We start from the raw sequence: 21,917 nt of genomic DNA, 5'->3' as shown, positions 1-21,917 counted from the left end.
TCAGCCCTGCACCAGAGTCACGTCCTGCCGCTGCCAGGCGTGGATGGTGGGCAGCGGGAGGATCAGGGGGCGCAGTTCCACCACGGTCGCCTCGACCTGGGCCGGCCCTGGCTTCAGGGCCGGCGCGGCCTGTGCCGTCGTGGGTCTGCCCGAACTGGCCCAGGGGTGCACCTGCCCGTCGCACACCGCGCGGGTGCCGCGGAGGCCGTACCGTACGGAGCCGGCGTCCTGGCTGACCGAGGCGCTGACGAAGGCGAGGCCCCGGGCGGCGTCGCAGCGGTAGGTGCCGGCGAGGGTGACGGTGCCGTCGGGGGCGATGCGGCCGGTCGGGTCGACCGTCACCGTGCCGCTGCCGGACGGGACGACGGCGGACGGGACGGTGCCGGTCTGCTCGGCGGGGGCGGCCTGCGCCGCGGGGGCGGCGGTCAGCAGGAGCAGGGCGGCGCACAGGGCGGGACGCGCCAGCGCGGACTTCAAGGACACGGGAACCTCCTGAGGAGTGGGGTTTCCACTGGTACCCGCCGGGTGCGGCGCTCGGTGTGACCGTCACCCCTTCGGTGGCGCGTCCCGCGTGCGGGGGCTCGGCGTCGCCGGACCGTGCCGGTCGTGTCCCCGTGTTGTCACGGTCGGCCGCCGCCGGTTCCGGTGCGTGCGCGGCGCGGGCATCGTCTTCTTACAGAACAAGAACAGGCCCAGATGGACGGTTCCCGTTCCTTTCCTTCCGCCGCGGAGGTACGCCATGTGTTCCCACCGGTCCTCGTGCCCCGGCCCCGACACCCGTCCCGCGCATGTCGTCGCCGCCCGTCCCGAGCAGGGGTGGAGCCTGCTGTGCGACGGCACCATCGTCTTCGACGACAGCGGTGAACTGCTGCCCGACGGGCGGGCCGTGGCCCCGCGCCGCGACTGCGTCCACACCGGCCGGCTGACGATCGCCGCCTGAACCCCGTACGTCCGAAAGGTGCTACGGCAGTACCGCGAACCCGTCCAGTTCCACCAGCGCCGTCTCGTCCCACAGCCGGACGACCTCGACCACGGCCATCGCCGGGTAGGCGCGGCCCATCCGCTCGCGCCAGATCCGGCCCAGTACGGCGGCCCGGGCGCGGTAGGCGGCGACGTCGGTGGCGTAGACGGTGACCCGGGCCAGGTCGGCGGGGGTGCCGCCGGTCGCGCGCAGGGCCGTCAGCAGGTTGGCGAGCGCCGTGTCGAACTGCTCGGGGAGGGTCCGTCCGGTCACCTTGCCCTCGGCGTCCAGCGCGGTCTGGCCGGCCAGGAAGACGACGCGGGTGCCGGTGGCGACGACGGCGTGCGAGAAGCCGGCGGGCGGGGCGAGGGCGGGCGGGTTCACGCGCTCGGCGCTCATGTGTCTCCCTCGGCTTTCGTGTACAACTCGCGGGCGATGATGTCCCGTTGGACCTCGCTCGCGCCCTCGTAGACGCGGGGGGCGCGCACCTCGCGGTAGAGGTGTTCGAGGAGGTGGCCGCGGCGCAGGGCGCGGGCGCCGTGCAGTTGGACGGCACGGTCGACGACGTACTGCGCGGTCTCCGTGGCCAGCAGTTTGGCCATCGCGGCGCGTTCGCGGACGTCCGGCGCCCCCGCGTCGTACGCCGTCGCCGCCGCGTACACCATCAGGCGGGCCGCCTCGGTGCGCACGGCCATCTCGGCGACCTGGTGGGAGACGGCCTGGAGGTCGCTGAGCGGCCCGCCGAAGGCGTCGCGGGCGCGGGTGTGGGCCACGGTGGCGTCGAGGGCGGCCCGGGCCATGCCGACGGCGAAGGCGCCGACGCTGGGGCGGAAGCGGTTCAGGGTGTCCATCGCCACGCGGAAGCCGTGGTCCGGCTCGCCCAGCACGTCGTCCTCCGTCACCGGTACGCCGTCGAAGGCGAGGGTGCCGATGGGGTGCGGGGAGAGCATCTCCAGGGGGGCGCCGCCGAGGCCGGGGCGGTCGGCGGGGACCAGGAACGCGGTGACGCCCCGGGCGCCGGCGCCGGGGGTCGTCCGGGCGAAGACGGTGTAGAGGTCGGCCTCGGGGGCGTTGGATATCCAGCACTTCTCGCCGGTCAGCCGCCAGCCGGCCGGGCCGTCCCGGTGGGCCGCCAGCGACAGGGCCGCCGCGTCCGAGCCGGCGTCCGGTTCGGTGAGGGCGAAGGCGGCCACCGCCGTGCCGTCGGCGACGCGCGGCAGCCAGTGGGCGCGCTGGGCCTCCGTGCCGTGGGCGTGCACCGGATGGGCGCCCAGGCCCTGGAGGGCGAGGGCGGTCTCGGCCTCCGTGCAGGCGTACGCGAGGGACTCGCGCATCAGGCACAGGTCCAGGGCCGGGGAGGTGAACAGCCGCGGGAGCAGACCCAGGGAGCCGAGGGCGGCGACCAGGGGGCGGTTGACCCGGCCGGGCGTTCCCCGGTCGGCGAGCGGGCGCAGCCGTTCGACGGCCAGGGCCCGCAACTCGGCGCACCAGGCGGACTGTTCCGGCGCGAGCGCGAATGCCGTCATCGGCGGTCCCCGTCCCCTTCCCTGCCACCCCGTGGACTCTCAGGTTATCGCGGACCATTGACCATCGTCACCGACGCGCTACGCTGCGCGGACGCGAGCTCACCACGAGCAGGGGGCGCACCGTCATGAATCCCCGGAGCACCGCCACCGCCCACGTCGACACCTTCGCCCGCGACCGGCTGCCACCGCCCGACCAGTGGCCCGACCTCCGCTTCGACCTGCCGGAACTGCGCTACCCGGACCGCCTGAACGCCGCCGCCGAACTGCTGGAAGGCGGTGCCGGCCGCCCGGTCTTCCGCACCCCGTCCGGTGACGTGTGGAGCTACGGCGAGCTGCGCGCCCGGGTGGACCGGCTCGCGCATCTGCTCACCCGTGACCTCGGCGTGGTCCCCGGCAACCGGGTGCTGCTGCGCGGCCCCACCACCCCCTGGCTGGCCGCCTGCTGGCTGGCGGTGCTCAAGGCGGGCGCGATCGCGGTCACCGTGCTGGCGCAGCAGCGGCCGTCCGAGCTGAGCCGGATGTGCGAGATCGCCCGCGTACGGCACGCCCTGTGCGACATACGGTGCGTGGACGACCTCGCCGAGGCCGGGGTCCCGGGGCTGCGGATCACGACGTACGGCGGTGACGGCCCCGACGACCTGCTGCGCCGTCCGGCGCCCTCGACGCCGTACCCGGCCGTGGACACCGCCGCCGACGACGTGGCGCTGATCGCGTTCACCTCGGGCACCACCGGCCGCCCGAAGGGGTGCGCGCACCTGCACCGGGACGTCCTCGCGATCGCCGACACCTTCTCCCGGCACGTCCTGCGGCCCCGCGCGGACGACCTCTTCGCCGGCAGTCCGCCGCTCGGCTTCACCTTCGGCCTGGGCGGGCTGGTGATCTTCCCGATGCGGGCCGGGGCCTGCTCCCTGCTGCTGGAGCGGGCCGGGCCGCGGGAGCTGCTGCCCGCGATCGCCGAGCACCGGGTGTCGGTGCTGTTCACCGCGCCGACCGCGTACCGCGCGATGCTCGCCGCACCGGGCACGTACGACCTGTCGTCGCTGCGGCGCTGTGTCTCCGCCGGGGAGAACCTGCCCGCCGCCACCTGGCGGGCCTGGTACGAGCGCACCGGGCTGCGCCTGATCAACGGCATCGGCGCCACCGAACTGCTGCACATCTTCGTCTCCGCCGCCGACGAGCAGATCCGGCCCGGCACGACCGGCGTCCCGGTGCCGGGGTGGCAGGCCGAGGTGCAGGACGCGCACGGCCGCCCCGTGCCCGACGGGGAGCCCGGGCTGCTCGCGGTGCGCGGGCCGGTCGGGTGCCGTTACCTCGACGATCCGCGGCAGCGGGAGTACGTGCGCGGCGGCTGGAACATCACCGGGGACCTCTACGTCCGCGACCCCGACGGCTGGTTCCGGTACGTCGCCCGCGCCGACGACATGATCGTCTCGGCCGGGTACAACATCGCCGGGCCGGAGGTGGAGGAGGCGCTTTTGCGCCACCCGGACGTGGTCGAGGCGGCGGTGGTGGGGCGGCCGGACGCGCGGCGCGGGCAGGTCGTGGTCGCCTTCGCGGTACTGAAGGAGGGCGCCGAGCGGGACGCCGAGGCGCTGCGCGCCTTCGTACGGGCGGAGCTGGCGCCCTACAAGTGCCCGCGCGAGATCGTGTTCCGCACCGCGCTGCCGCGCACGGCGACCGGCAAACTCCAGCGGTTCCGGTTGCCGGGCGACGGGTACGCGGAGTCATCGGCCCGCGAGGACGCGGGGTCGCCGACCGGCAGGGAAACAGGGGGTGACCGGCAGTGATGCCGACGACCTAAGATGATCAACGTGTCCGACCAGCATGCACCACGGTCCCTGATCGTCACGCTCTACGGCGCGTACGGCCGCTACGCGCCGGGCCCGGTCCCCGTCGCCGAGCTGATCCGGCTCCTGGCGGCGGTGGGGGTGGACGCGCCGTCCGTGCGCTCGTCGGTGTCCCGTCTCAAACGGCGCGGCCTGCTGCTGCCCGCCCGCACCGCCCGGGGCGCGGCCGGCTACGAACTGTCCGACGAGGCCCGGCAGTTGCTCGAAGACGGCGACCGGCGTATTTACGCCACCGATCCCCCGGCCGACGACGGCTGGGTGCTCGCCGTGTTCTCGGTGCCGGAGTCGGAACGGCAGAAGCGGCACATACTGCGCTCGCGCCTCGCCGCCCTCGGCTTCGGCACCGCCGCCCCCGGGGTGTGGATCGCCCCGGCCCGGCTGTACGAGGAGACCCGGCACGTCCTCGGCCGGCTGCGGCTGGCCACCTATGTGGACTTCTTCCGCGGCGAGCACCTCGGGTTCGCGCCGACCGCCGAGGCGGTGGCCCGCTGGTGGGACCTGGCCGCGATCGCCAAGGAGCACGACGCGTTCCTCGACCGCCACGCGCGCGTGCTGCGCGACTGGGAGCAGCGCCCTGACACCCCGCCCCAGGACGCCTACCGCGACTACCTGCTCGCCCTGGACTCCTGGCGCCGCCTGCCCTACGCCGACCCCGGCCTGCCCGCCCGCCTGCTGCCGGACGACTGGCCGGGCGCCCGCTCGGCCGCTGTGTTCCGGGCCCTGCACGAGCGGCTGCGGGACGCGGGGGCGGTATTCGCGGACCTGTGACCTGGCCACATGGCCCTGTCGACCCGGCCCCATGGTCCTGTCGACCTGACGACATGGCCCCGTCAGCCTGACCACATGGCTCCGTGACCCGGCCACATGGCCCTGTGACCTCACGCACAACGCGCGTCACTCACGCAACCCTCAGGTTTCTCTGTGCCTCTTCTCAAGTTTCTTACCTACCGTCCGTGAGGTCGTCCACGGGGGCAAGGAACGAGAAGAGGACTGTTGCGCATGACCACCACGGCAAGACCGCTGGGAGCCACCGTCTGGCTCACCGGGCTGCCGAGCGCGGGCAAGACGACCATCGCCCGGCTGCTCGGTGACCGGCTGAAGGCGGAGGGACGCCGGGTGGAGGTGCTCGACGGCGACGAGATCCGCCGCTTCCTCTCGGCGGGCCTCGGCTTCTCCCGGGAGGACCGCAACACCAATGTGCAGCGCATCGGTCTGGTCTCCGAGGTCCTCGCCCGCAACGGCGTGCTCTCCGTCGTCCCCGTGATCGCGCCGTACGCCGACAGCCGGGAGGCGGTCCGCAAGCGCCACGAGGCGAGCGGGACGCCGTACATCGAGGTGCATGTCGCCACGCCGGTCGACGTGTGCAGCGAGCGCGATGTGAAGGGGTTGTACGCCCAGCAGGCCGCGGGTGAGCTGACCGGGCTGACCGGGGTCGACGACCCCTACGAGCCGCCGGCCGACCCGGCGCTGGTGCTGCGGACGCAAGAGCAGACTCCGGCGGAGTCGGCCGGCACCGTGTACGCGGTGCTGGCGGAGCGGGGGCTGGTGTGAACGACTTCGCCCTCTCGCACCTGGACGCGCTGGAGTCCGAGGCGGTGCACATCTTCCGCGAGGTCGCGGGCGAGTTCGAACGGCCGGTGATCCTCTTCTCCGGCGGCAAGGACTCCATCGTCATGCTCCACCTGGCGCTGAAAGCCTTCACCCCCGCACCGGTCCCCTTCTCCCTCCTCCACGTCGACACCGGACACAACTTCCCCGAGGTCCTCGAATACCGCGACCGGACCGTCGAGAAGCACGGACTGCGACTGCACGTCGCCTCCGTCCAGGACTACATCGACCGCGGCGTCCTCAAGGAACGCCCCGACGGCACCCGCAACCCGCTCCAGACCGTCCCGCTCACCGAGAAGATCCAGAGCGAGAAGTTCGACGCCGTCTTCGGCGGCGGACGCCGCGACGAGGAGAAGGCACGCGCGAAGGAACGGGTGTTCTCGCTGCGCGACGAGTTCTCCCAGTGGGACCCCCGCCGCCAGCGGCCCGAACTGTGGAACCTCTACAACGGCCGCCACGCCCCCGGCGAACACGTCCGCGTCTTCCCGCTCTCCAACTGGACCGAGCTGGACGTGTGGCAGTACATCGCCCGCGAGAACATCGAACTCCCCCAGATCTACTACGCCCACGAACGCGAGGTCTTCGCCCGGGCCGGCATGTGGCTCACCGCCGGCGACTGGGGCGGCCCCAAGGACGGCGAGACCGTCGAGAAACGGCAGGTCCGCTACCGCACCGTCGGCGACATGTCCTGCACCGGCGCCGTCGACTCCGACGCCGACACCATCGAGAAGGTGATCGCCGAGATCGCCGCCTCCCGGCTCACCGAACGCGGCGCCACCCGCGCCGACGACAAGCTCTCCGAGGCCGCGATGGAAGACCGCAAGCGCGAGGGGTACTTCTAGACATGAGCACCACCACCACCGAGATCCTCTCGGGGACCACCCTGCTGCGGTTCGCCACCGCCGGGTCGGTCGACGACGGCAAGTCCACCCTCGTCGGACGGCTGCTGCACGACTCCAAGTCGGTCCTCGCCGACCAGCTGGAGGCCGTCGAGCGCGCCTCGGCGTCGCGCGGGCAGGAGACCCCGGACCTGGCGCTGCTGACCGACGGCCTGCGCGCCGAGCGGGAGCAGGGCATCACCATCGACGTCGCCTACCGGTACTTCGCCACGCCCCGGCGCCGGTTCATCCTCGCCGACACCCCCGGGCACGTGCAGTACACCCGCAACATGGTCACCGGCGCCTCCACCGCCGAGCTGACGGTCATCCTCGTCGACGCCCGCAACGGCGTCGTCGAGCAGACCCGCCGGCACGCCGCCATCGCCGCCCTGCTGCGCGTCCCGCACGCCGTCCTCGCCGTCAACAAGATGGACCTGGTCGGCTACGAGGAGTCCGTGTTCGCCGCCATCGCCGAGGAGTTCACGGCGTACGCGACCGAGCTGGGCGTCCCCGAGGTCACCGCGATCCCGATCTCGGCGCTGGTCGGGGACAACGTGGTGGAGCCGTCCGCGCACATGGACTGGTACGGCGGCCCGACCGTCCTGGAGCACCTGGAGACCGTGCCGGTCAGCCACGACCTGGCGCACTGCCACGCCCGGCTGCCCGTGCAGTACGTGATCCGGCCGCAGACCGCCGAGCACCCCGACTACCGGGGGTACGCCGGTCAGATCGCCGCCGGTTCCTTCCGCGTCGGCGACCCGGTCACCGTGCTGCCGTCGGGGCGGACGACCAAGGTCAGCGGGATCGACCTGCTCGGCGAGCCGGTCGACGTGGCGTGGACGCCGCAGTCGGTGACGCTGCTCCTGGAGGACGACATCGACGTCTCGCGGGGCGACCTGATCGTGCCCGCCCAGGACGCGCCGGCCACCACGCAGGACGTCGAGGCGACCGTCTGCCACGTCGCCGACCAGCCGCTGACCGTCGGCCACCGGGTGCTGCTCAAGCACGGCACGCGCACGGTGAAGGCGATCGTCAAGGACATCCCGGCCCGGCTCACCCTCGACGACCTGTCCCTGCACCCGCACCCGGGGCAGCTCGTCGCCAACGACATCGGCCGGGTGAAGATCCGCACCGCCGAGCCGCTGCCCACCGACTCCTACGCCGACTCCCGGCGCACGGGCTCGTTCATCCTGATCGACCCGGCCGACGGCACCACGCTCACCGCGGGCATGGTCGGCGAGTCCTTCGCGTCCCCGGAGCCGGTCACGGCCGAGGCGGACGACGACGGGTGGGATTTCTGAGCATGGCCTCCGCCGCGCGTCGCGCTCTGACGGTCGTCGCCGTCCTGCCCCTGCTCGCCCTGGCCGCCTGCGGCTACGGGTCGCAGGCCAAGGTGGACGACACCGTCAAGGTGGTCGCGGGGGCGCCGAAGACCGACGGTCTGGACGCGGTCCGGATCGGCTACTTCGGCAACGTCACCCACGCCACCGCCCTGGTCGGCAACCGCAAGGGCTTCTTCCAGAAGGCGCTGGGCGGCACGGAGGCCAAGTACGCGGTCTTCAACGCGGGTCCCTCCGAGATCGAGGCGCTGAACTCGGGGTCGATCGACATCGGCTGGATCGGACCGTCCCCGGCGGTCAACGGCTATGTCCGGTCGGGCGGGAAGAACCTGCGGATCATCGGCGGTTCGGCCTCCGGCGGGGTGAAACTGGTGGTGAACCCCGAGAAGATCACGTCGGTCGCGGACGTCGAGGGCAAGCGGATCGCCACCCCGCAGCTCGGCAACACCCAGGACGTGGCGTTCCTCGACTGGGCCGCCGAGCAGGGCTGGAAGGTCGACGCGCAGAGCGGCCGGGGTGACGTCACCGTCGTACGCAGCGACAACAAGGTCACCCCGGACGCCTTCCGGACCGGTTCGGTGGACGGCGCCTGGGTGCCGGAGCCGACCGCGTCCCGGCTGGTCGCCGAGGGCGGCGAGGTGCTGGTCGACGAGGCCGACCTGTGGCCGGACAAGAAGTTCGTGATCACCAACATCGTGGTGTCGCAGGAGTTCCTGAAGGAGCATCCGCAGGCCGTCGAGACGGTGCTGAGGGCTTCGGTGGAGACCAACCGCTGGATCGAGGCCCACCCCGAGGCGGCGAAGGCCGCGGCCAACGAGCAGTTGGCGGCCGACTCCGGCAAGGCGCTGCCCGCCGGCGTCCTCGACCCGGCCTGGGAGTCGCTGGAGGTGACCGACGACCCGCTGGCCGCCACCCTCGCCGTCCAGGCCCGGCACGCCGTACGGGCCGGGCTGCTGGAGGACACCGACCTCAAGGGCATCTACGACCTCACGCTGCTCGACAAGGTCCTGGCGGCCGAGGGCGAGCCCGCGGTCGACGACGCCGGGCTCGGCGTCGAGTAGCTCCGTTCCCGCCCCTTCCCCTACCCGTCCCAGGAGGTGACGACCATGGCCACGACCCTCGCCAAGGCCGCCGACGGCACCGAGGCGGCCACCCACGCCGCCCGGATCACGCACGTCTCGAAGTCCTTCGCGGGCCCGGCCGGGCAGCAGCTCGTCCTGGACGACGTCAGCCTCGACGTCGCGCCCGGCGAGTTCGTCACCCTCCTCGGCGCCTCGGGCTGCGGCAAGTCCACGCTGCTGAACCTGGTGGCGGGCCTGGACCGGCCCAGCGCCGGGACGATCGACACGGACGGGCGCCCGGCGCTGATGTTCCAGGAGCACGCCCTGTTCCCGTGGCTGACCGCGGGCAAGAACATCGAACTCGCCCTGAAGCTGCGCGGCGTACCGAAGTCCGAGCGCCGGGACAAGGCGGAGGAACTGCTCACGCTGGTCCGGCTCGGCGGCGCGTACGGCAAGCGGGTGCACGAGCTGTCCGGCGGGATGCGCCAGCGGGTCGCCATGGCCCGCGCGCTCGCCCAGGAGAGCCGGCTGCTGCTGATGGACGAGCCGTTCGCCGCGCTGGACGCGATCACCCGTGACGTGCTGCACGACGAACTGACCCGGATCTGGCGCGAGACGAAGCTGTCCGTCCTGTTCGTCACGCACAACGTGCGCGAGGCCGTCCGCCTCGCCGAGCGGGTCGTGCTGCTGTCCTCCCGCCCCGGCCGGGTCGCCCGGGAGTGGACGGTGGACCTCCCGCACCCGCGCCGCATCGAGGACGCGGCGGTGGCGGAACTGTCCGTCGAGATCACCGAAGAACTGCGGGGAGAGATCCGTCGTCATGGCCGGCACTGACACGACACCGGGCACCGGCACGGCGCCGGTGAAGCAGGACACGGGCGACCTCGCCGGTCTGGAGGCGGGCCTCGACGCGCTGGAGACCCGGCAGCCGGGGCGTACCGCTTCGTTCCGGCAGACGCTCACGCAGAAGGTGCTGCCGCCGGTCGTCGCCGTGCTGCTGGTGCTGGCCGGGTGGCAGGCGCTGATCTCCTTCGGGATCGTCGACGACCCGACCAAGCTGCCCGCGCCCGCCGACGTGTGGCACGTGGTGCACCAGGCCTGGCTCGAAGGCACGCTGCTCGGCTACATCTGGACCAGCGTCTCGCGCGGTCTGTCCGGCTTCCTGCTGGCGCTGCTGATCGGCACGCCGCTGGGGCTGCTGGTGGCGCGGGTGCGGTGGGTACGGGCGGCGATCGGGCCGATCCTGTCCGGCCTCCAGTCGCTGCCGTCGGTGGCCTGGGTGCCGCCGGCCGTGATCTGGCTGGGGCTGAACAACTCGATGATGTACGCCGTGATCCTGCTCGGCGCGGTCCCGTCCATCGCCAACGGGCTGGTCTCCGGCGTCGACCAGGTCCCCCCGGTCTTCCTGCGGGCCGGGCGCACGCTGGGCGCGACGGGGCTGAAGGGCACCTGGCACATCACGCTGCCGGCCGCGCTGCCCGGCTACGTGGCCGGTCTGAAGCAGGGGTGGGCGTTCTCCTGGCGGTCGCTGATGGCCGCCGAGATCATCGCGTCCTTCCCCGACCTGGGCGTCGGGCTCGGGCAGTTGCTGGAGAACGGCCGCAACGCCAGCGACATGGCCATGGTGTTCGAGGCGATCGGGCTGATCCTGGTCGTCGGCATCGCCGTCGACCTGCTGGTCTTCAGCCCGCTGGAGCGGTGGGTGCTGCGCGGCCGCGGCCTGCTGGTGAGGAGCTGAACGCGTCATGTCCCGACCCGTCCTGCTCGTCATCGCCCACGGCAGCCGCGATCCGCGGCACGCCGCGACCGTGCACGCCCTGGTCCGCCGGGTCCGTTCGCTGCGCCCGGACGTCCGGGTGGAGACCGGGTTCCTGGACTTCAACGTGCCCTCGGTGCCGGGGGTGCTGGAGTCCCTGGCGACGGAGGGCGTCCGGGACGTCGTGGCCCTTCCGCTGCTGCTGACCCGCGCCTTCCACGCCAAGGCGGACATCCCGGCGGTCCTCGCGGACGCGCCGCCCCGGCTGCGGATCCGGCAGGCCGAGGTGCTGGGGCCGTCCCCGCTGCTGCTGGCCGCGCTGGAGCGGCGGCTGTACGAGGCGGGCCTGACGCCCGCCGACAAGTCCTCGACCGGGGTCGTGCTGGCCTCGGCGGGGTCCACCGACCCGGAGGCGATCGCGGTGATCGCAGAAATCGCGCGGGAGTGGCGGCACACCGGTTGGTGCGCCGTGCGGCCCGCGTTCGCCTCCGCATCCCTGCCGCGCACCGAACAGGCGGTGCGCGAACTGCGGGACCTCGGCTGCGCGCGGATCGCCGTCGCCCCGTACGTCCTGGCCCCCGGCCGCCTGCCGGACCGCATCGCGCGCGGCGCGGCCGAGGCCGACGTGCTGGCGGACGTGCTCGGTCCGGCGCCCGAGGTGGCCCGGCTGCTGGTGGAGCGGTACGAGGCGGCGCGGGTGGCCGTGGGGGCGTCCGCGCGGGTGGCCGTCGGGGCGTGACGCCGGCCTTCGCCGCTGCTGCCGGGCCCGGCCGTCAGCTCTGCTGGACCTGGTCGAAGAGGGCGAGGGCTTCGGCGGGATCCGGGCTCACCAGGCGTTCCAGACCGGCCGTGGTGATCTCCGCCCACCGGGCGGCCCGTGCCCACATCCGTTCCTCGAAGGCGCGGACGGTCTCGTCCGGATCGTCCAGGCCGGCGGCGAGGGACTCGGCGAGTTCGGCGCCGTCCAGCATCGCGAGGTTGGCGCCCGCCCCCAGCGGCGGCATCAGATGGGCGGCGTCGCCCAGCAGCGTCACCCCGGGGACGTGGGTCCAGGTGTGGGAGACGGGCAGGGCGTGCAGGGGACGGCGGGCGAAGGCGGTGCCGTGGCGGAGAAGGTCGAGGACGGGGGCGGCCCAGCCGTCGAACAGGGCCAGCAGGCCCGCCCGCACGGCCTCGGCGTCGGCCGGGTCCGGGTCCCGCTCCGGGTCCGGGCGCCGGTCCAGCGGGGCGCGGTACTGGGCGTACACCTTGACGTGGCCGCCGCTGTTGCGCTGGGCGACGACGGCGCGGTTCACGCCGTAGACGGCCACGGAACCGTCGCCGATCAGCCGGGCGAGATCGGGGTGGCGGGTGTCGATGTCGTCCAGGGAGGTCTCGACCAGGGTGACGCCGGTGTAGTGCGGCGTCACCGACGAGACGGCCGGGCGGACCCGGGACCAGGCACCGTCCGCGCCGACCACCAGGTCGTACGTCTCCTGTCGCCCGTCCTCGAAATGGACCCGCACGCCGTCCGGGCCCCCGGGCACCACCTTCGCCACGCCCCGGCCCCACTGGACATCGAGGGGGCCGAGCAGCAGGTCACGGAGTTGGCCGCGGTCGATCTCGGGGTTGGCCCGCTCGCCCGGAGCCGGCCGCCAGTCGCGCAGGACGGTCCCGTCCGGGTCCAGGATGCGCATGGCCTGCCCCTCGGGACGGGACAGCGCCTGGAACTCCGCGAGCAGCCCCGCCATTTCCAGCGCGCGCTGGCCCTGCCCTTCGCGCAGGTCGAGGGTGCCGCCCGGGGGGCGGGCGTCGGGGGCGGGATCGCGTTCGAGAACGGTGACGGGGTGGCCGTGGCGGTGCAGGACGCGCGCGAAGGTGAGGCCGGCGGGTCCGCCTCCGACCACGGCTGTACGGTGTCTCATGCCGATACACTGTATTGCTGGATTGTGACGCTCACAACAGAACGGCGTGACCATGACTGTCTGGGACCGGCCGGAGCCGCCGCCCCGCCCCGTGCCGCTCGACCGGGCGCGGATCGTCGCCGCCGCCGTCGCCCTGGCCGACGAGGGCGGGCTGGAGGCGGTGTCGCTGCGCAAGGTCGCCGCCCGGCTGAACGCGGGCCCGATGCGGCTGTACGGCTACATCTCCACCAAGCAGGAGCTGCTGGACCTGATGGTGGACGAGGTGTACGCCGAGATCCTCCCCGAGGAGCGGACCGGTGACTGGCGGGAGGCTCTGGGTTCCCTCGCCCACCGCACCAGGCGGGCCGCTCTGCGTCACGTATGGCTGGCCGACCTGCTCGGCGGGCGCCCGGCCCTGGGGCCGAACGGCCTCGCCGTGTCCGAGGCCACGCTGTCCGCGCTCGACGGCCTCGCCGACATCGACACCGTCCTGCGTGCCGTGGAGACCGTCAGCGCCTACTTCACCGGCGCGATCCGGCGCGAGGCCGCCGACCTGCGGGCCGAGCGTGACACGGGCCTGTCCAAGGGCGACTGGCAGCGCGCCCGTGGCCCGCACGTGACGAGGATGCTGGCCACCGGCCGCTTCCCGGCACTGTCCAAGGCCGTGCACGACGGCACGCACGTGGACGCCGAGACCTCCTTCGCCACCGGCCTGGAGTGGGTCCTCGACGCCGTCGCCGCCAGGCTCACCCGGCCGCCGGCGTGACGCTCGGCTCCCGACGGGAGCCACGGCGCCGTGGCCGACGGGCGGCGGAGCCGGCGCGCGCGGAATCCCGGGCCGGCGTGCGTGAGAGGGTGTGCGCGGGGCGCGGGGGCGGCGTGCGGGGAGTGCGGATGCGCGGGTCTCGGGTCCGGCGTGCGCGGGTTACGGAAAAGCCTTCCCTCCCCGGTCGCCGATCTGCTGGGATGGTCCCTCGGAGAACGAGCGCAGGGGGAAAAGGCACAGGTGGGGGCAGGTCGGGTATTCGGACATCATCTGGGGCTGCCGGGTGCGCTGTCGGGGCTGCCGCTGAGTCCGCTCGTCCCCGGTTACGCCGGACTCGCCGCCGCCCAGCACGCGGCGGGCGCCCGGCACGCGGCCGAGATCCTCTTACCGTCCGGGGGCGGACTGCGGGTCCTGGACGGGCTGGCCGTGCCGTCCGGTCCGCGCGGCCACCGGCGGGTGGACGGCGCGCTGCTGGACCGCGTCGCCCGCGGCGCGGGTCCGGCGGCGGAGCTGGCGCGGCTGCTGGCCGTGGCGCACCGGCGCGACCCGCTGGCGCTGCGCCGGATCGTGCTCTACCAACTGATCGGCCTGGTGCAGGACCGCGCGCCGGACCAGTGGCAGCAGGCCATCGCCGAGTCGGGCATCCACGCCGGTGAGGCGGCCGGGCTGCTGGCGGCGGCCCGGGTACGACCGGTCCTCGACCAGGAGCAGCGTGCCGCCGCCGAGTCGCTCGCCGACGCCTGGGAGGAGCGCCGCCTGTACCGGGCCCGCATGCTGCTGGAGCGGCTGCCGCAGGGCGACGACCCGGCGCTGCGGGCGCTGCGGACGGAGCTGGCCGGCCGGCTCGCCGCCCTGGAGTCGGCGCTGGAGGCGGCCCGGCGGGCCGTACGGCGCGGGGACACCGAGGCGGCCACGGAGCAGTATCTGCGGGCGCTGGGCCAGGCCGCGGACGACCGGCGGGCGCTGCACGGGCTGATCCGCGTCCACCGGCCCGGACCCGGCCGCCCCGCCCCCCTGCGTACCGAACTCGCCCTCGGACACGTCGCGTTGACGTGGCCCGTCGAGGACGACGCGGGCGCCGGTTCATGGCGGCTGCTGTGTCTGCTGAAGGACGAGCGGGGCGCCACCGGACACCGCGAGGTGCCCGCCCTGGCCGGCACCGCCCGGGACACGGACGTCGTGCCCGGCACCACGGTCCGCTACGCCGCCCTGCCGCTGCGCGACGGCCAGGTGGCCGGGCCGCCGCTGGTGTCGCACCGGCTGGCGGTCACCCCGGAGGTGGGCGACCCGGCCGTGACCGACGGGCCGGGGCGGGTGACCTGCGCGTGGACGTGCCCGCCCGGCGCCACCAGCGTGACGGTGGAGCACACGGGGCCGCAGAGCACGGCCGAGCGGCTGGACGCCCGTCCCGACGGGCTCACCGCGACGGGACTGGCGGTCGGCGCCCACGCGTTCCACGTCAGCTGCCACTACCGGGCCCCCGACGGCACGTCCGTCGCCTCGCCGGGCCGCCTGCTCACCCGTACCGTCCACCCCTGGCCGGAGCCGGTCGGCACGCTCACCGCCGAACCCGAGGGCGACGCGCTGCGGTTCGGGTGGACCGGGGCGTCGGGCGCCGACGTCCGGCTGATCGAGTGGCCCGGCGACGCGCCGGCGCCCGGCACCGAACTGCGCACCGACGAACTGCCGCCCCGCCTGGACGAACCCGGGCCCGAACCGTCCGGGACGGCGCGCCCGGACCCGGGCGGACCCGCACCCGAATCCTCCAGGACCGTACGTCCCCGCCGGGGCGGGCACCTGCGCGTCGCCGCCGTGGCCGTACTGGGCGACCGGGCGCTGGCCGGGCCCGTCGTCGACGTCGAGGCGCTGCGTCCGGTCACCGCCCTCGCCGCCCGCCGGCTCCCGGACGGGGAGGCCGCCGTCACCCTGGACTGGCCGGAGGGCACCGGACAGGTCACCGTCGCCTGGGAGCCCCTGCCGGGCCCGGAGACCGCCGACGCCGGCGCCGGCGATGAGCGGACGGTCACCGCGCACGCGTACCGGCGCGGCGGCCTGCGGCTGCCCGTCGGCCCGCACGCGGTGCGCCTGCGCGCCTCGGTCGCCTCCCAGATACCGGACGCGGTGGTGCTGCCCGCCGCGACCGCCGAGGTCCTGCTCGCCGCGGACACCGCCATCGGCTACCAACTGGTGCGCCCGCCGGGCCGGTTCCTGTCCCGGAGCCGCCGCCGGACCCTGCTGCGGGTCACTCTGCTGGGCCCGGACCCGGCCGGCGCCGACCTGCCCGAGTTCGTGTGCGTGGTGCGCGGCGGCACCCTGCGCCCCCGGGACGCCGGCGACGGCACCACCGTGCTGCGGATCGCCGGCCGCGACCTCACCCGGCACGGCGGCACGGTCGAGCAGGAACTGCCGGACGCGCCCGTCCCCGCCCCCTACACCCTGCGCGGCTTCCTGCTCGGCGAGCACGCCACGGCCGTACGCCTCGAAGAACCCTCCCCCACGAGCCTGGTGGTGCGCTGAGCCATGACGACCGTCACCTGTCCCTACTGCTTCACCCGCGCCTCGGCGGCCCGGCTGCCCTACCGCTGCCAGATGATGCCGAGCGGCGTACGGGGCGCGCCGTGCGGTCCGGTGCGCGACGACGTGTGGGCGGGGTTCACCGGGCCCGCCGCTCCCCCGGCGGCCCGGATGCGCGGCCCCGTCTTCAACGCCCCGCGCAGCGTGGGCCGGGTGCTCGGCACCTCGGCCGGCAGCGTGCCCTGCCCCAAGTGCGGGGTCGGCACCCCGGTCCGGGTCTGCGGGACCTGCCACAACGACCTGCCCAGCGACTACTGCGACCAGGACAGCCGCATCATCGCGCTGGTCGGCGCGAAGGCGTCGGGCAAGAGCACGTACGTCTCCGTCCTGGTCAACGAGTTGAACCAGCGCGTCGGGCAGGCGTACCACGCCTCGCTGGCCGCGATGGGCGCGAGCACCCAGCGGCGTGACAAGGAGATGGCCGAGGACCTGTACGAGCGGCTGCGGCTGCCGGACGCCACCCGCCCGGCGGCGCTCGGCTTCAGCGACCCGCTGCTGTACCGGCTGAGTCTGCCCCGGCGCGGCCGGCCGGGCGGCGGCACCCGGCACACCACGCTGGTCTTCTTCGACGCGGCGGGCGAGGACCTCGCGGACGCGGAGGCGATGGACCGCTACACCCGCTACCTCAGCGCCGCGGACGGCATCATCATGCTGGTCGACCCGCTGCAACTGGGCTCCGTACGGGACCGGTTGCCGGTGCACGACGGTCCGCCGCTGCCCGCGGTGGAGGCCCCGCCGGAGCAGATCGCCGCCGACCTGGCGACCCAGTTGCGCGCGCACGGCCGGCGCGGGGCCCGGGGCCGGGTCAGCACGCCGATCGCGGTGGCCGTCACCAAGACGGACATGCTCGGGGCGCTGCTCGACCCGCACTCGCCGCTGCTGGCCAACGCCCCGCACCAAGGCGGCGTGTACGACGACGTGGACCGGCTGGCCGTGCACGAGGAGATGCGGTCGCTGCTGGCGGACTGGGACTCGGGGACGCTGCTGCGGCGGCTGGAGCTGGACTTCGCCGAGGTGTCCCTGTTCGGCCTGTCGGCGCTGGGCGCCCCGCCCCCGGCGGACGCCCCGGCGGACGCCCCGAAGTCGGGGCCGCGGCCGGTACGGGTGGAGGACCCGCTGCTGTGGCTGCTGAGCCGCCGGGGGCTGTTGCGGGTGCGCGGCGCCGGGAAGGGACGGACCACGTGAGCCTCGCCCAGCTGCACTACACGTCCGCGCCGCCCGGACCTGACGGCTCGGGGTTCCGGTTCACCGCGGTCAGCCCCGGCGTACCGCAGGGGCTGCTGCGGGAGGCCGAGCAGCTCATCGGGTACGAGCCGCCGCGCGACCTGCCGGCCCGGCCGGACGCCGCGCAGCTGCGGGACTTCCCGAAGGCGCTGGGCTTCCACGAACTCTCCGACGGGGGACGGCTGCTGAGCCGTACCGTCTACACCGGCGCGGACTACAGCGGGCGCTGGGGCAACTTCCACGCGCACGCCCTGTATCTGCCGCCGGGGACGCGGCTGCCGGACGGGGCGCTGCCCATCACGGCGTGGGAGTCGCCGCGCTGGGCCGACGCCACGCCCGCCGACCGGCGGCCCGCGCCGGTGGACCGGCTGGAGCCGTCGGGGCTGCTGCGCCGGGACGCGCTGGTCGCCTTCGCCGCGTCCCGCGCGGACCGGCTCGCCGCGTTCTTCGCCGACCTGCGGGTGCTGGCCGAGGACCCGGACGCCTGCCAGGTGGTGCTGGTGGAGCACGACAGCGCGGCGGTGGCCCAGTGGATCGCGCTGGCCTGCGCGGTGCTGCCCCGGGAGGTGGCGCACCGGCTGACCTTCACGACGTACACGCGCCGGCCGCAGCAGGCCCGCCAGCAGATCGTCGGCGCGCTGCCGTCGTCCGAGCCGTGCGCGCCGGGGCACCGGCTGCGGGTCCACGACTGCACCGGGCGACCCGCGAGCGGTTCGGCCGGTACGGTCCCGGACGCGTGGGCCGACACCTGCGCGCGGGTGTGGTGCGCGGCGCGTCCGGAGCTGTTCCGGGACGCCTCGCTGGACCTCGGGTGCCTCGCCGCGTCGGCGCTGGCCGCCGGGGTCGCGCTGCGCGCCGACGCCCGGGCCGCCGCCGCCCGCTGGGCCGGGGAGCGGGTCGGGTCGCTGCCCGAGGCGACGCTGACGGCGCTGATCGGCGTGCTGAGCGCGTCCGGCGGCGACGAAGGGGGTACGTCCGGTACGTCCTCGCAGGACGCCGGTGCCGAACGGGCCGCGCTGGCCGCGCTGCTGGACCGGGTCGAGGGACGGCTGCCGACCGCCGTGACGGCACCGCTGGCCGGGCGGGTGCTGACCTCGGCGGTGTTCGGCGGCGGGCCGGTGCCCGCGCTGCGCGCCGGGTCGCTGACGCCGGTGGTCCGGGACGAGCTGGCCCGGACGCTGGCCGCGCCGCTGCGGTCCGGCATCGCGGACCCGCACGAGCCCGCCGTCGGCCGGCCCCTGCTCCTGCTGGGCACGGCCGACCTCCTCGACGTCGACTGCCAGGACCTGCTGCCGGAGCTGGCGGGGCGGCTGTCGCGGGCACTGGTGGCGGGGCCGGGGGGCTCCGCGGGTGGCGGGGAGGGCGGCAGGGAGAACGCCGCGGGTGCCGGCGGGGAGGGCGGCGCGGGGTCCGGCGTGTACGGCACCGCCGGGACCGGCGCGGAAGGTGCCCGGCGTGATGCCTCGCGCGGCGCGGCGTACGGCACCGCAGGTAACGCCGCGTACGGCACCGCCGGAACCGGCGCGGAAGGTGCCCGGCGTGGTGCCCCGCACGGCACGACGTACGGCACCGCGTACGGAACCACGGACCCCGCCCCCGACGACCTCCGGCAACCCGGCGCCGCGCGCGACGCCGCCGACCCCGCCGGGGAGTCCGACGGCTGTCCGCCCGCCCTGCTCGACGCCGTCGAGGGGCATCCCGCCCTGCGCATCGCCCTGTTCGGTGCCCTGGACGCGCTGGCCGCCGCCGATCCGGTGGCCGTCTCCCGGCGGCTCGCCGGATCGCGGCTGCCCGTCGCGTTGCAGCCGGGCTTCCCGCACCTGCGGATGTGCGTGCTGTCGCCCGAGGCGCGGGAGCCGGGCGACCGGCTCACCCGGTTCCACGGGGTGCTGCGCGCCGCCGCGGTCTCGCCGCACGCCGAACCGGCCGTCCTGGGCACCGCCCTGCACCTGGTGTGGCCGGGTGAGCTGCCGACCGCCCAGGAGGCCAGCCTGCTGCTGAACCAGCTGGGCTCGGACATCCACCGCGCGGCCGGCACCCGCGACGTCCTGGTCGACGCCGCCCTCGCCGCGCCCCCGGACGACCTGGACGTCCCCGTCCTCGCCGCCGACCTGCTGCGCTGTTTCCCGACGGAGCTGCGGCCGGGACAGCGGGCGGCGCTGCTCCTGCTGGAGTTCACGGGGCTGCTGGGCACCGAGGGCGAGGGCGAGGAGTGGGTCGGCCGGGCGCTCGGGCTGCGCGACGGTGCCGCCGAGCCGGTGCCGGACACCGTGACGGAGCGGGTCTGTGCCGCGCTGGCCCGACGGCTGGTGGACGGCCCGGCGCCGGACAGCGAGCTGTACGGGCTGGCCCGGTCGGGCGAGCCCCGGCTGCTGGCGGCGTACGAACGGGCGGGGCGCTCGGAGCGGGTACGGGACCGGCTGCGGACGTCACCGGCGTACGCCGCCGCCTGCTTCTGCGCCTGGAGCGCCTGCCCCGGCACCCATCCGGCCTGGGACGAGACGCGCACCGCCCTGCTGACCAAGGTGCTGCGCCCGGTGGTGCGGGCGCTGCCCGCGGCGGACCTGGCCGGGATCGAGGACACCCTCGGCCGGGCGGGCGGCGGCAGGCTCGACGCGTTCCGCTCCTGGAACCGGCCGGGCACCCTCGGCCGCCTGGCGGGCCGCTTCTCCGGCCGCAACCGCCGCGCCGAACGCCCTCCCGTGCGGCACGGCGACATCGAGCCGCCGGCCGAGGAGGGCCGCCCGTGACGCCCCCGACGCCCGTGACACCCCCGACGTGCGGCGACGGAGGAACCCCATGACCTCCGGCCTCGTCCCGCTCCCGCTCCTCCTCCTCGGCGGCTGGACCGCCCTGATCGCCGTGGGCGTGTGCGCCGGCCGGGCGGTGTGGGAGCTGGCGGCGGCCGGGCTGGGTGCCGTCTGGCGGCGGCTCGGGCCGTGGCGGACGGGGGACGGCGACGGGCGGCTGCGGACGGCGAGGCAGCCCGAGCCCGCGCAGCTCGCCTACTGGTGGCGGCAGATGTGGGTGGACGCGTCGACCGCCGCCCGGCACGGCCTGCGGACCGTCTGGCGGAACCTCGTCGACCGGTGGCTGCGGCGGACCGCCCGCAACCTGTTCACGGGGCGGCGGCCGGACGGGCGCCGGGTGGACATCCCGGTCAACCGGTTCCTGCTGGCGGTGTTCGTCGCCCCCGGCACCGCCGCCGGCGCGGCCCTCGGCGCCGTGCTGGCCTGTGCCGCCCTGACCGCCGTACTCACGGTGTTCGCCCTGCTGCTCGGACTGGTCTGGCTGGGCTGGGCGGCGTCCGTACCGGCGCTGCGCGGGCTGGAGCGCGGCCGGCGGCTGCTGCGCGGCATCCGCGTCAAGTGCCCGCACCCCGGCTGCTACCGCCCCGTGCCGCTGGCCCTGCACCACTGCCCCAACTGCCGCGCCGAGCACCGCGCGCTGCGGCCCGGCCGGTACGGCGCCCTGTGGCACGTCTGCGACTGCGGGCACCGGCTGCCCGCCACCCGGCTCGCGGGCGGCGGCGGGCTCACGGCGCACTGCCCGTACTGCGAGCGTTGGCTGCCCGAGGCCGCCACCACCACCCGCGTCGTGCACGCGCCGCTGATCGGCGGCACCTCGTCCGGCAAGACGATGCTGATGACGGCCATGACGGAGGGACTCCAGGCGTGGGCGCGACGCGGCGGGCTGTCGGTGGAGTACGCCTCGGAGGACGACCGGCGCACCGCCACCGGTCTGGCCCAGGAGGTACGGCGCACCGGCTGGGCGCACGCCACGACCGGCGGGCAGCCGCGCGCCCTGATGCTGCTGGTCCGCCGGGGCCGGCGGCGCCGGCTGCTGTACCTGTACGACCCGATGGGCGAGTCGGTGAGCGAGGCGGAACGGGTGCGCGGACAGGGGTACTTGGCGCACGCGGACGGTGTCGTACTGGTCGCCGACGTCCTGGCCGATCCCAAGGTGCGCGGCCTGCTCTCGCCCGAGGACGCCCGCCTGGTGACGGACGCCCGTCCCTCGGCGCAGGGGCCCTGGGAGACGTACCAGCGGCTGACCGGGGAGCTGGCGGCGCTGACCGGGCGGCGGTCCCGGCTGCCGGTGGCCGCGGTGGTCACCAAGCGGGACGTCATCGACGGGCTCACCTCGCTGCCGGTGCCCGGCGCGCGGATCGACGAGTGGCTCACCGAGATCGGGCTCGGCCCCCTGGTACGCGCCCTCGGGCACGACTTCCGGTCGGCGCGCTACTGGACGGTGAGCGCCCACGCCGCCACCTGCGCGGGCCCGTTGGAGAGCGAGCAGCTGAGGGCGGCCGAACCCGTGCTGTGGCTGCTCGCCGCCTCGGGACTGCGCACCCGAGCCGCAGCGGAGAGGACGTACACGACGGCATGACCCGGGTGACCCCCTCCATCGGACGCGGACGGCGGCTGGTGGCGGCGCTGTTCATCGCCTCCCTGGCGCTGACCCCCGTAGCGGTGGCCGCGCTGGTGTGGTGG

The 21,917-nt window shown here is 75.1% G+C and carries 19 protein-coding genes; 15 read left to right on the top strand and 4 right to left on the bottom strand.

From position 1 onward, the window contains the following. Complete coding sequence (locus tag J7I94_RS02515) at positions 1 to 483, bottom strand: DUF6299 family protein (RefSeq protein ID WP_215164789.1); 483 nt, start codon at positions 481 to 483, stop codon at positions 1 to 3. A 256-nt stretch (positions 484 to 739) separates the two neighbouring features. On the opposite strand from J7I94_RS02515, the gene J7I94_RS02510 reads away from it, so the two are divergent. Further along, the gene (locus tag J7I94_RS02510) at positions 740 to 940 is read left to right on the top strand and encodes a DUF5999 family protein (protein ID WP_215164788.1); all 201 of its coding nucleotides are present in this window, start codon (positions 740 to 742) and stop codon (positions 938 to 940) included. A gap of 21 nt (positions 941 to 961) precedes the next feature. Here J7I94_RS02510 and J7I94_RS02505 read toward each other — a convergent pair whose 3' ends face one another. Both J7I94_RS02505 and J7I94_RS02500 read right to left on the bottom strand, forming a co-directional pair. After that, positions 962 to 1,360, bottom strand: coding sequence for a RidA family protein (locus J7I94_RS02505; RefSeq protein ID WP_215164787.1), 399 nt, complete (start codon positions 1,358 to 1,360; stop codon positions 962 to 964). After that, positions 1,357 to 2,487 carry an acyl-CoA dehydrogenase family protein gene (locus J7I94_RS02500; RefSeq protein WP_215164786.1) on the bottom strand — a complete coding sequence of 377 codons (1,131 nt, stop codon included), beginning with the start codon at positions 2,485 to 2,487 and terminating at the stop codon, positions 1,357 to 1,359. The genes J7I94_RS02505 and J7I94_RS02500 overlap by 4 nt, the downstream gene beginning before the upstream one ends. A 125-nt stretch (positions 2,488 to 2,612) precedes the next feature. Here J7I94_RS02500 and J7I94_RS02495 point away from each other — a divergent pair, with 125 nt between their 5' ends. The 9 genes from J7I94_RS02495 to J7I94_RS02455 all read left to right on the top strand — a co-directional run bounded on the left by J7I94_RS02495 (position 2,613) and on the right by J7I94_RS02455 (position 11,716). Continuing rightward, positions 2,613 to 4,274: an AMP-binding protein gene (locus tag J7I94_RS02495; RefSeq protein ID WP_215164785.1), complete on the top strand. Its 1,662-nt coding sequence runs from the start codon at positions 2,613 to 2,615 to the stop codon at positions 4,272 to 4,274. Between the two features lie 15 nt (positions 4,275 to 4,289). Beyond that, the gene (locus J7I94_RS02490; protein ID WP_215164784.1) at positions 4,290 to 5,102 is read left to right on the top strand and encodes a PaaX family transcriptional regulator C-terminal domain-containing protein; all 813 of its coding nucleotides are present in this window, start codon (positions 4,290 to 4,292) and stop codon (positions 5,100 to 5,102) included. 231 nt (positions 5,103 to 5,333) lie between these two features. Next, positions 5,334 to 5,885, top strand: a complete 552-nt coding sequence (gene cysC, locus J7I94_RS02485; protein ID WP_215164783.1) for an adenylyl-sulfate kinase — start codon at positions 5,334 to 5,336, stop codon at positions 5,883 to 5,885. Further along, the gene (cysD, locus tag J7I94_RS02480) at positions 5,882 to 6,784 is read left to right on the top strand and encodes a sulfate adenylyltransferase subunit CysD (RefSeq protein ID WP_215164782.1); all 903 of its coding nucleotides are present in this window, start codon (positions 5,882 to 5,884) and stop codon (positions 6,782 to 6,784) included. Before cysC ends, cysD begins: the two co-directional genes overlap by 4 nt. Before the next feature lie 2 nt (positions 6,785 to 6,786). Continuing rightward, on the top strand, positions 6,787 to 8,121 hold the full coding sequence (locus tag J7I94_RS02475; protein ID WP_215164781.1) for a sulfate adenylyltransferase subunit 1: 1,335 nt from the start codon (positions 6,787 to 6,789) through the stop codon (positions 8,119 to 8,121). A 2-nt stretch (positions 8,122 to 8,123) separates the two neighbouring features. Next, positions 8,124 to 9,221, top strand: a complete 1,098-nt coding sequence (locus J7I94_RS02470; protein ID WP_374198350.1) for an aliphatic sulfonate ABC transporter substrate-binding protein — start codon at positions 8,124 to 8,126, stop codon at positions 9,219 to 9,221. 45 nt (positions 9,222 to 9,266) lie between these two features. Beyond that, positions 9,267 to 10,055 carry an ABC transporter ATP-binding protein gene (locus tag J7I94_RS02465; protein WP_215164780.1) on the top strand — a complete coding sequence of 263 codons (789 nt, stop codon included), beginning with the start codon at positions 9,267 to 9,269 and terminating at the stop codon, positions 10,053 to 10,055. Beyond that, positions 10,042 to 10,959, top strand: coding sequence for an ABC transporter permease (locus tag J7I94_RS02460; RefSeq protein ID WP_215164779.1), 918 nt, complete (start codon positions 10,042 to 10,044; stop codon positions 10,957 to 10,959). The genes J7I94_RS02465 and J7I94_RS02460 overlap by 14 nt, the downstream gene beginning before the upstream one ends. 7 nt (positions 10,960 to 10,966) lie before the next feature. Further along, positions 10,967 to 11,716 carry a sirohydrochlorin chelatase gene (locus tag J7I94_RS02455; protein WP_215164778.1) on the top strand — a complete coding sequence of 250 codons (750 nt, stop codon included), beginning with the start codon at positions 10,967 to 10,969 and terminating at the stop codon, positions 11,714 to 11,716. A gap of 34 nt (positions 11,717 to 11,750) precedes the next feature. On the opposite strand, the gene J7I94_RS02450 is transcribed toward J7I94_RS02455, so the two are convergent. Further along, a complete protein-coding gene (locus tag J7I94_RS02450; RefSeq protein WP_215164777.1) occupies positions 11,751 to 12,881 on the bottom strand; it encodes an NAD(P)/FAD-dependent oxidoreductase in 1,131 nt (376 codons plus the stop codon). A gap of 52 nt (positions 12,882 to 12,933) precedes the next feature. On the opposite strand from J7I94_RS02450, the gene J7I94_RS02445 reads away from it, so the two are divergent. From J7I94_RS02445 to J7I94_RS02425, 5 genes are all read left to right on the top strand, one after another. Continuing rightward, positions 12,934 to 13,626 (top strand): TetR/AcrR family transcriptional regulator, encoded by a 693-nt coding sequence (locus tag J7I94_RS02445; protein WP_215164799.1) that lies wholly within the window; start codon positions 12,934 to 12,936, stop codon positions 13,624 to 13,626. 240 nt (positions 13,627 to 13,866) lie between these two features. Next, entirely contained in the window at positions 13,867 to 16,143 is a 2,277-nt protein-coding gene (locus J7I94_RS02440) for a hypothetical protein (RefSeq protein WP_215164776.1), read from the top strand. 3 nt (positions 16,144 to 16,146) lie between these two features. Beyond that, the gene (locus J7I94_RS02435; RefSeq protein WP_215164775.1) at positions 16,147 to 17,385 is read left to right on the top strand and encodes a hypothetical protein; all 1,239 of its coding nucleotides are present in this window, start codon (positions 16,147 to 16,149) and stop codon (positions 17,383 to 17,385) included. Continuing rightward, positions 17,382 to 20,174 carry a GTPase-associated protein 1-related protein gene (locus tag J7I94_RS02430; protein ID WP_308114479.1) on the top strand — a complete coding sequence of 931 codons (2,793 nt, stop codon included), beginning with the start codon at positions 17,382 to 17,384 and terminating at the stop codon, positions 20,172 to 20,174. The genes J7I94_RS02435 and J7I94_RS02430 overlap by 4 nt, the downstream gene beginning before the upstream one ends. A 49-nt stretch (positions 20,175 to 20,223) precedes the next feature. Further along, entirely contained in the window at positions 20,224 to 21,813 is a 1,590-nt protein-coding gene (locus tag J7I94_RS02425) for a hypothetical protein (protein WP_215164774.1), read from the top strand. Positions 21,814 to 21,917 lie beyond the last annotated feature (104 nt).

It is taken from the genome of Streptomyces sp. ISL-12 (genome assembly GCF_018614415.1).
GTDB lineage: Bacteria > Actinomycetota > Actinomycetes > Streptomycetales > Streptomycetaceae > Streptomyces.
This window is presented reverse-complemented; position numbering and strand designations above follow the sequence as displayed.

Bases quoted from the DNA above. Each gene is read 5' to 3' on its own strand.
- J7I94_RS02510 (WP_215164788.1), top strand. From the start codon at position 740: ATGTGTTCCCACCGGTCCTCGTGCCCCGGCCCCGACACCCGTCCCGCG.
- J7I94_RS02505 (WP_215164787.1), bottom strand. From the start codon at position 1,360: ATGAGCGCCGAGCGCGTGAACCCGCCCGCCCTCGCCCCGCCCGCCGGC.
- J7I94_RS02500 (WP_215164786.1), bottom strand. From the start codon at position 2,487: ATGACGGCATTCGCGCTCGCGCCGGAACAGTCCGCCTGGTGCGCCGAG.
- J7I94_RS02495 (WP_215164785.1), top strand. From the start codon at position 2,613: ATGAATCCCCGGAGCACCGCCACCGCCCACGTCGACACCTTCGCCCGC.
- J7I94_RS02490 (WP_215164784.1), top strand. From the start codon at position 4,290: ATGATCAACGTGTCCGACCAGCATGCACCACGGTCCCTGATCGTCACG.
- cysC (WP_215164783.1), top strand. From the start codon at position 5,334: ATGACCACCACGGCAAGACCGCTGGGAGCCACCGTCTGGCTCACCGGG.
- J7I94_RS02475 (WP_215164781.1), top strand. From the start codon at position 6,787: ATGAGCACCACCACCACCGAGATCCTCTCGGGGACCACCCTGCTGCGG.
- J7I94_RS02470 (WP_374198350.1), top strand. From the start codon at position 8,124: ATGGCCTCCGCCGCGCGTCGCGCTCTGACGGTCGTCGCCGTCCTGCCC.
- J7I94_RS02465 (WP_215164780.1), top strand. From the start codon at position 9,267: ATGGCCACGACCCTCGCCAAGGCCGCCGACGGCACCGAGGCGGCCACC.
- J7I94_RS02460 (WP_215164779.1), top strand. From the start codon at position 10,042: ATGGCCGGCACTGACACGACACCGGGCACCGGCACGGCGCCGGTGAAG.
- J7I94_RS02455 (WP_215164778.1), top strand. From the start codon at position 10,967: ATGTCCCGACCCGTCCTGCTCGTCATCGCCCACGGCAGCCGCGATCCG.
- J7I94_RS02450 (WP_215164777.1), bottom strand. From the start codon at position 12,881: ATGAGACACCGTACAGCCGTGGTCGGAGGCGGACCCGCCGGCCTCACC.
- J7I94_RS02445 (WP_215164799.1), top strand. From the start codon at position 12,934: ATGACTGTCTGGGACCGGCCGGAGCCGCCGCCCCGCCCCGTGCCGCTC.
- J7I94_RS02435 (WP_215164775.1), top strand. From the start codon at position 16,147: ATGACGACCGTCACCTGTCCCTACTGCTTCACCCGCGCCTCGGCGGCC.
- J7I94_RS02425 (WP_215164774.1), top strand. From the start codon at position 20,224: ATGACCTCCGGCCTCGTCCCGCTCCCGCTCCTCCTCCTCGGCGGCTGG.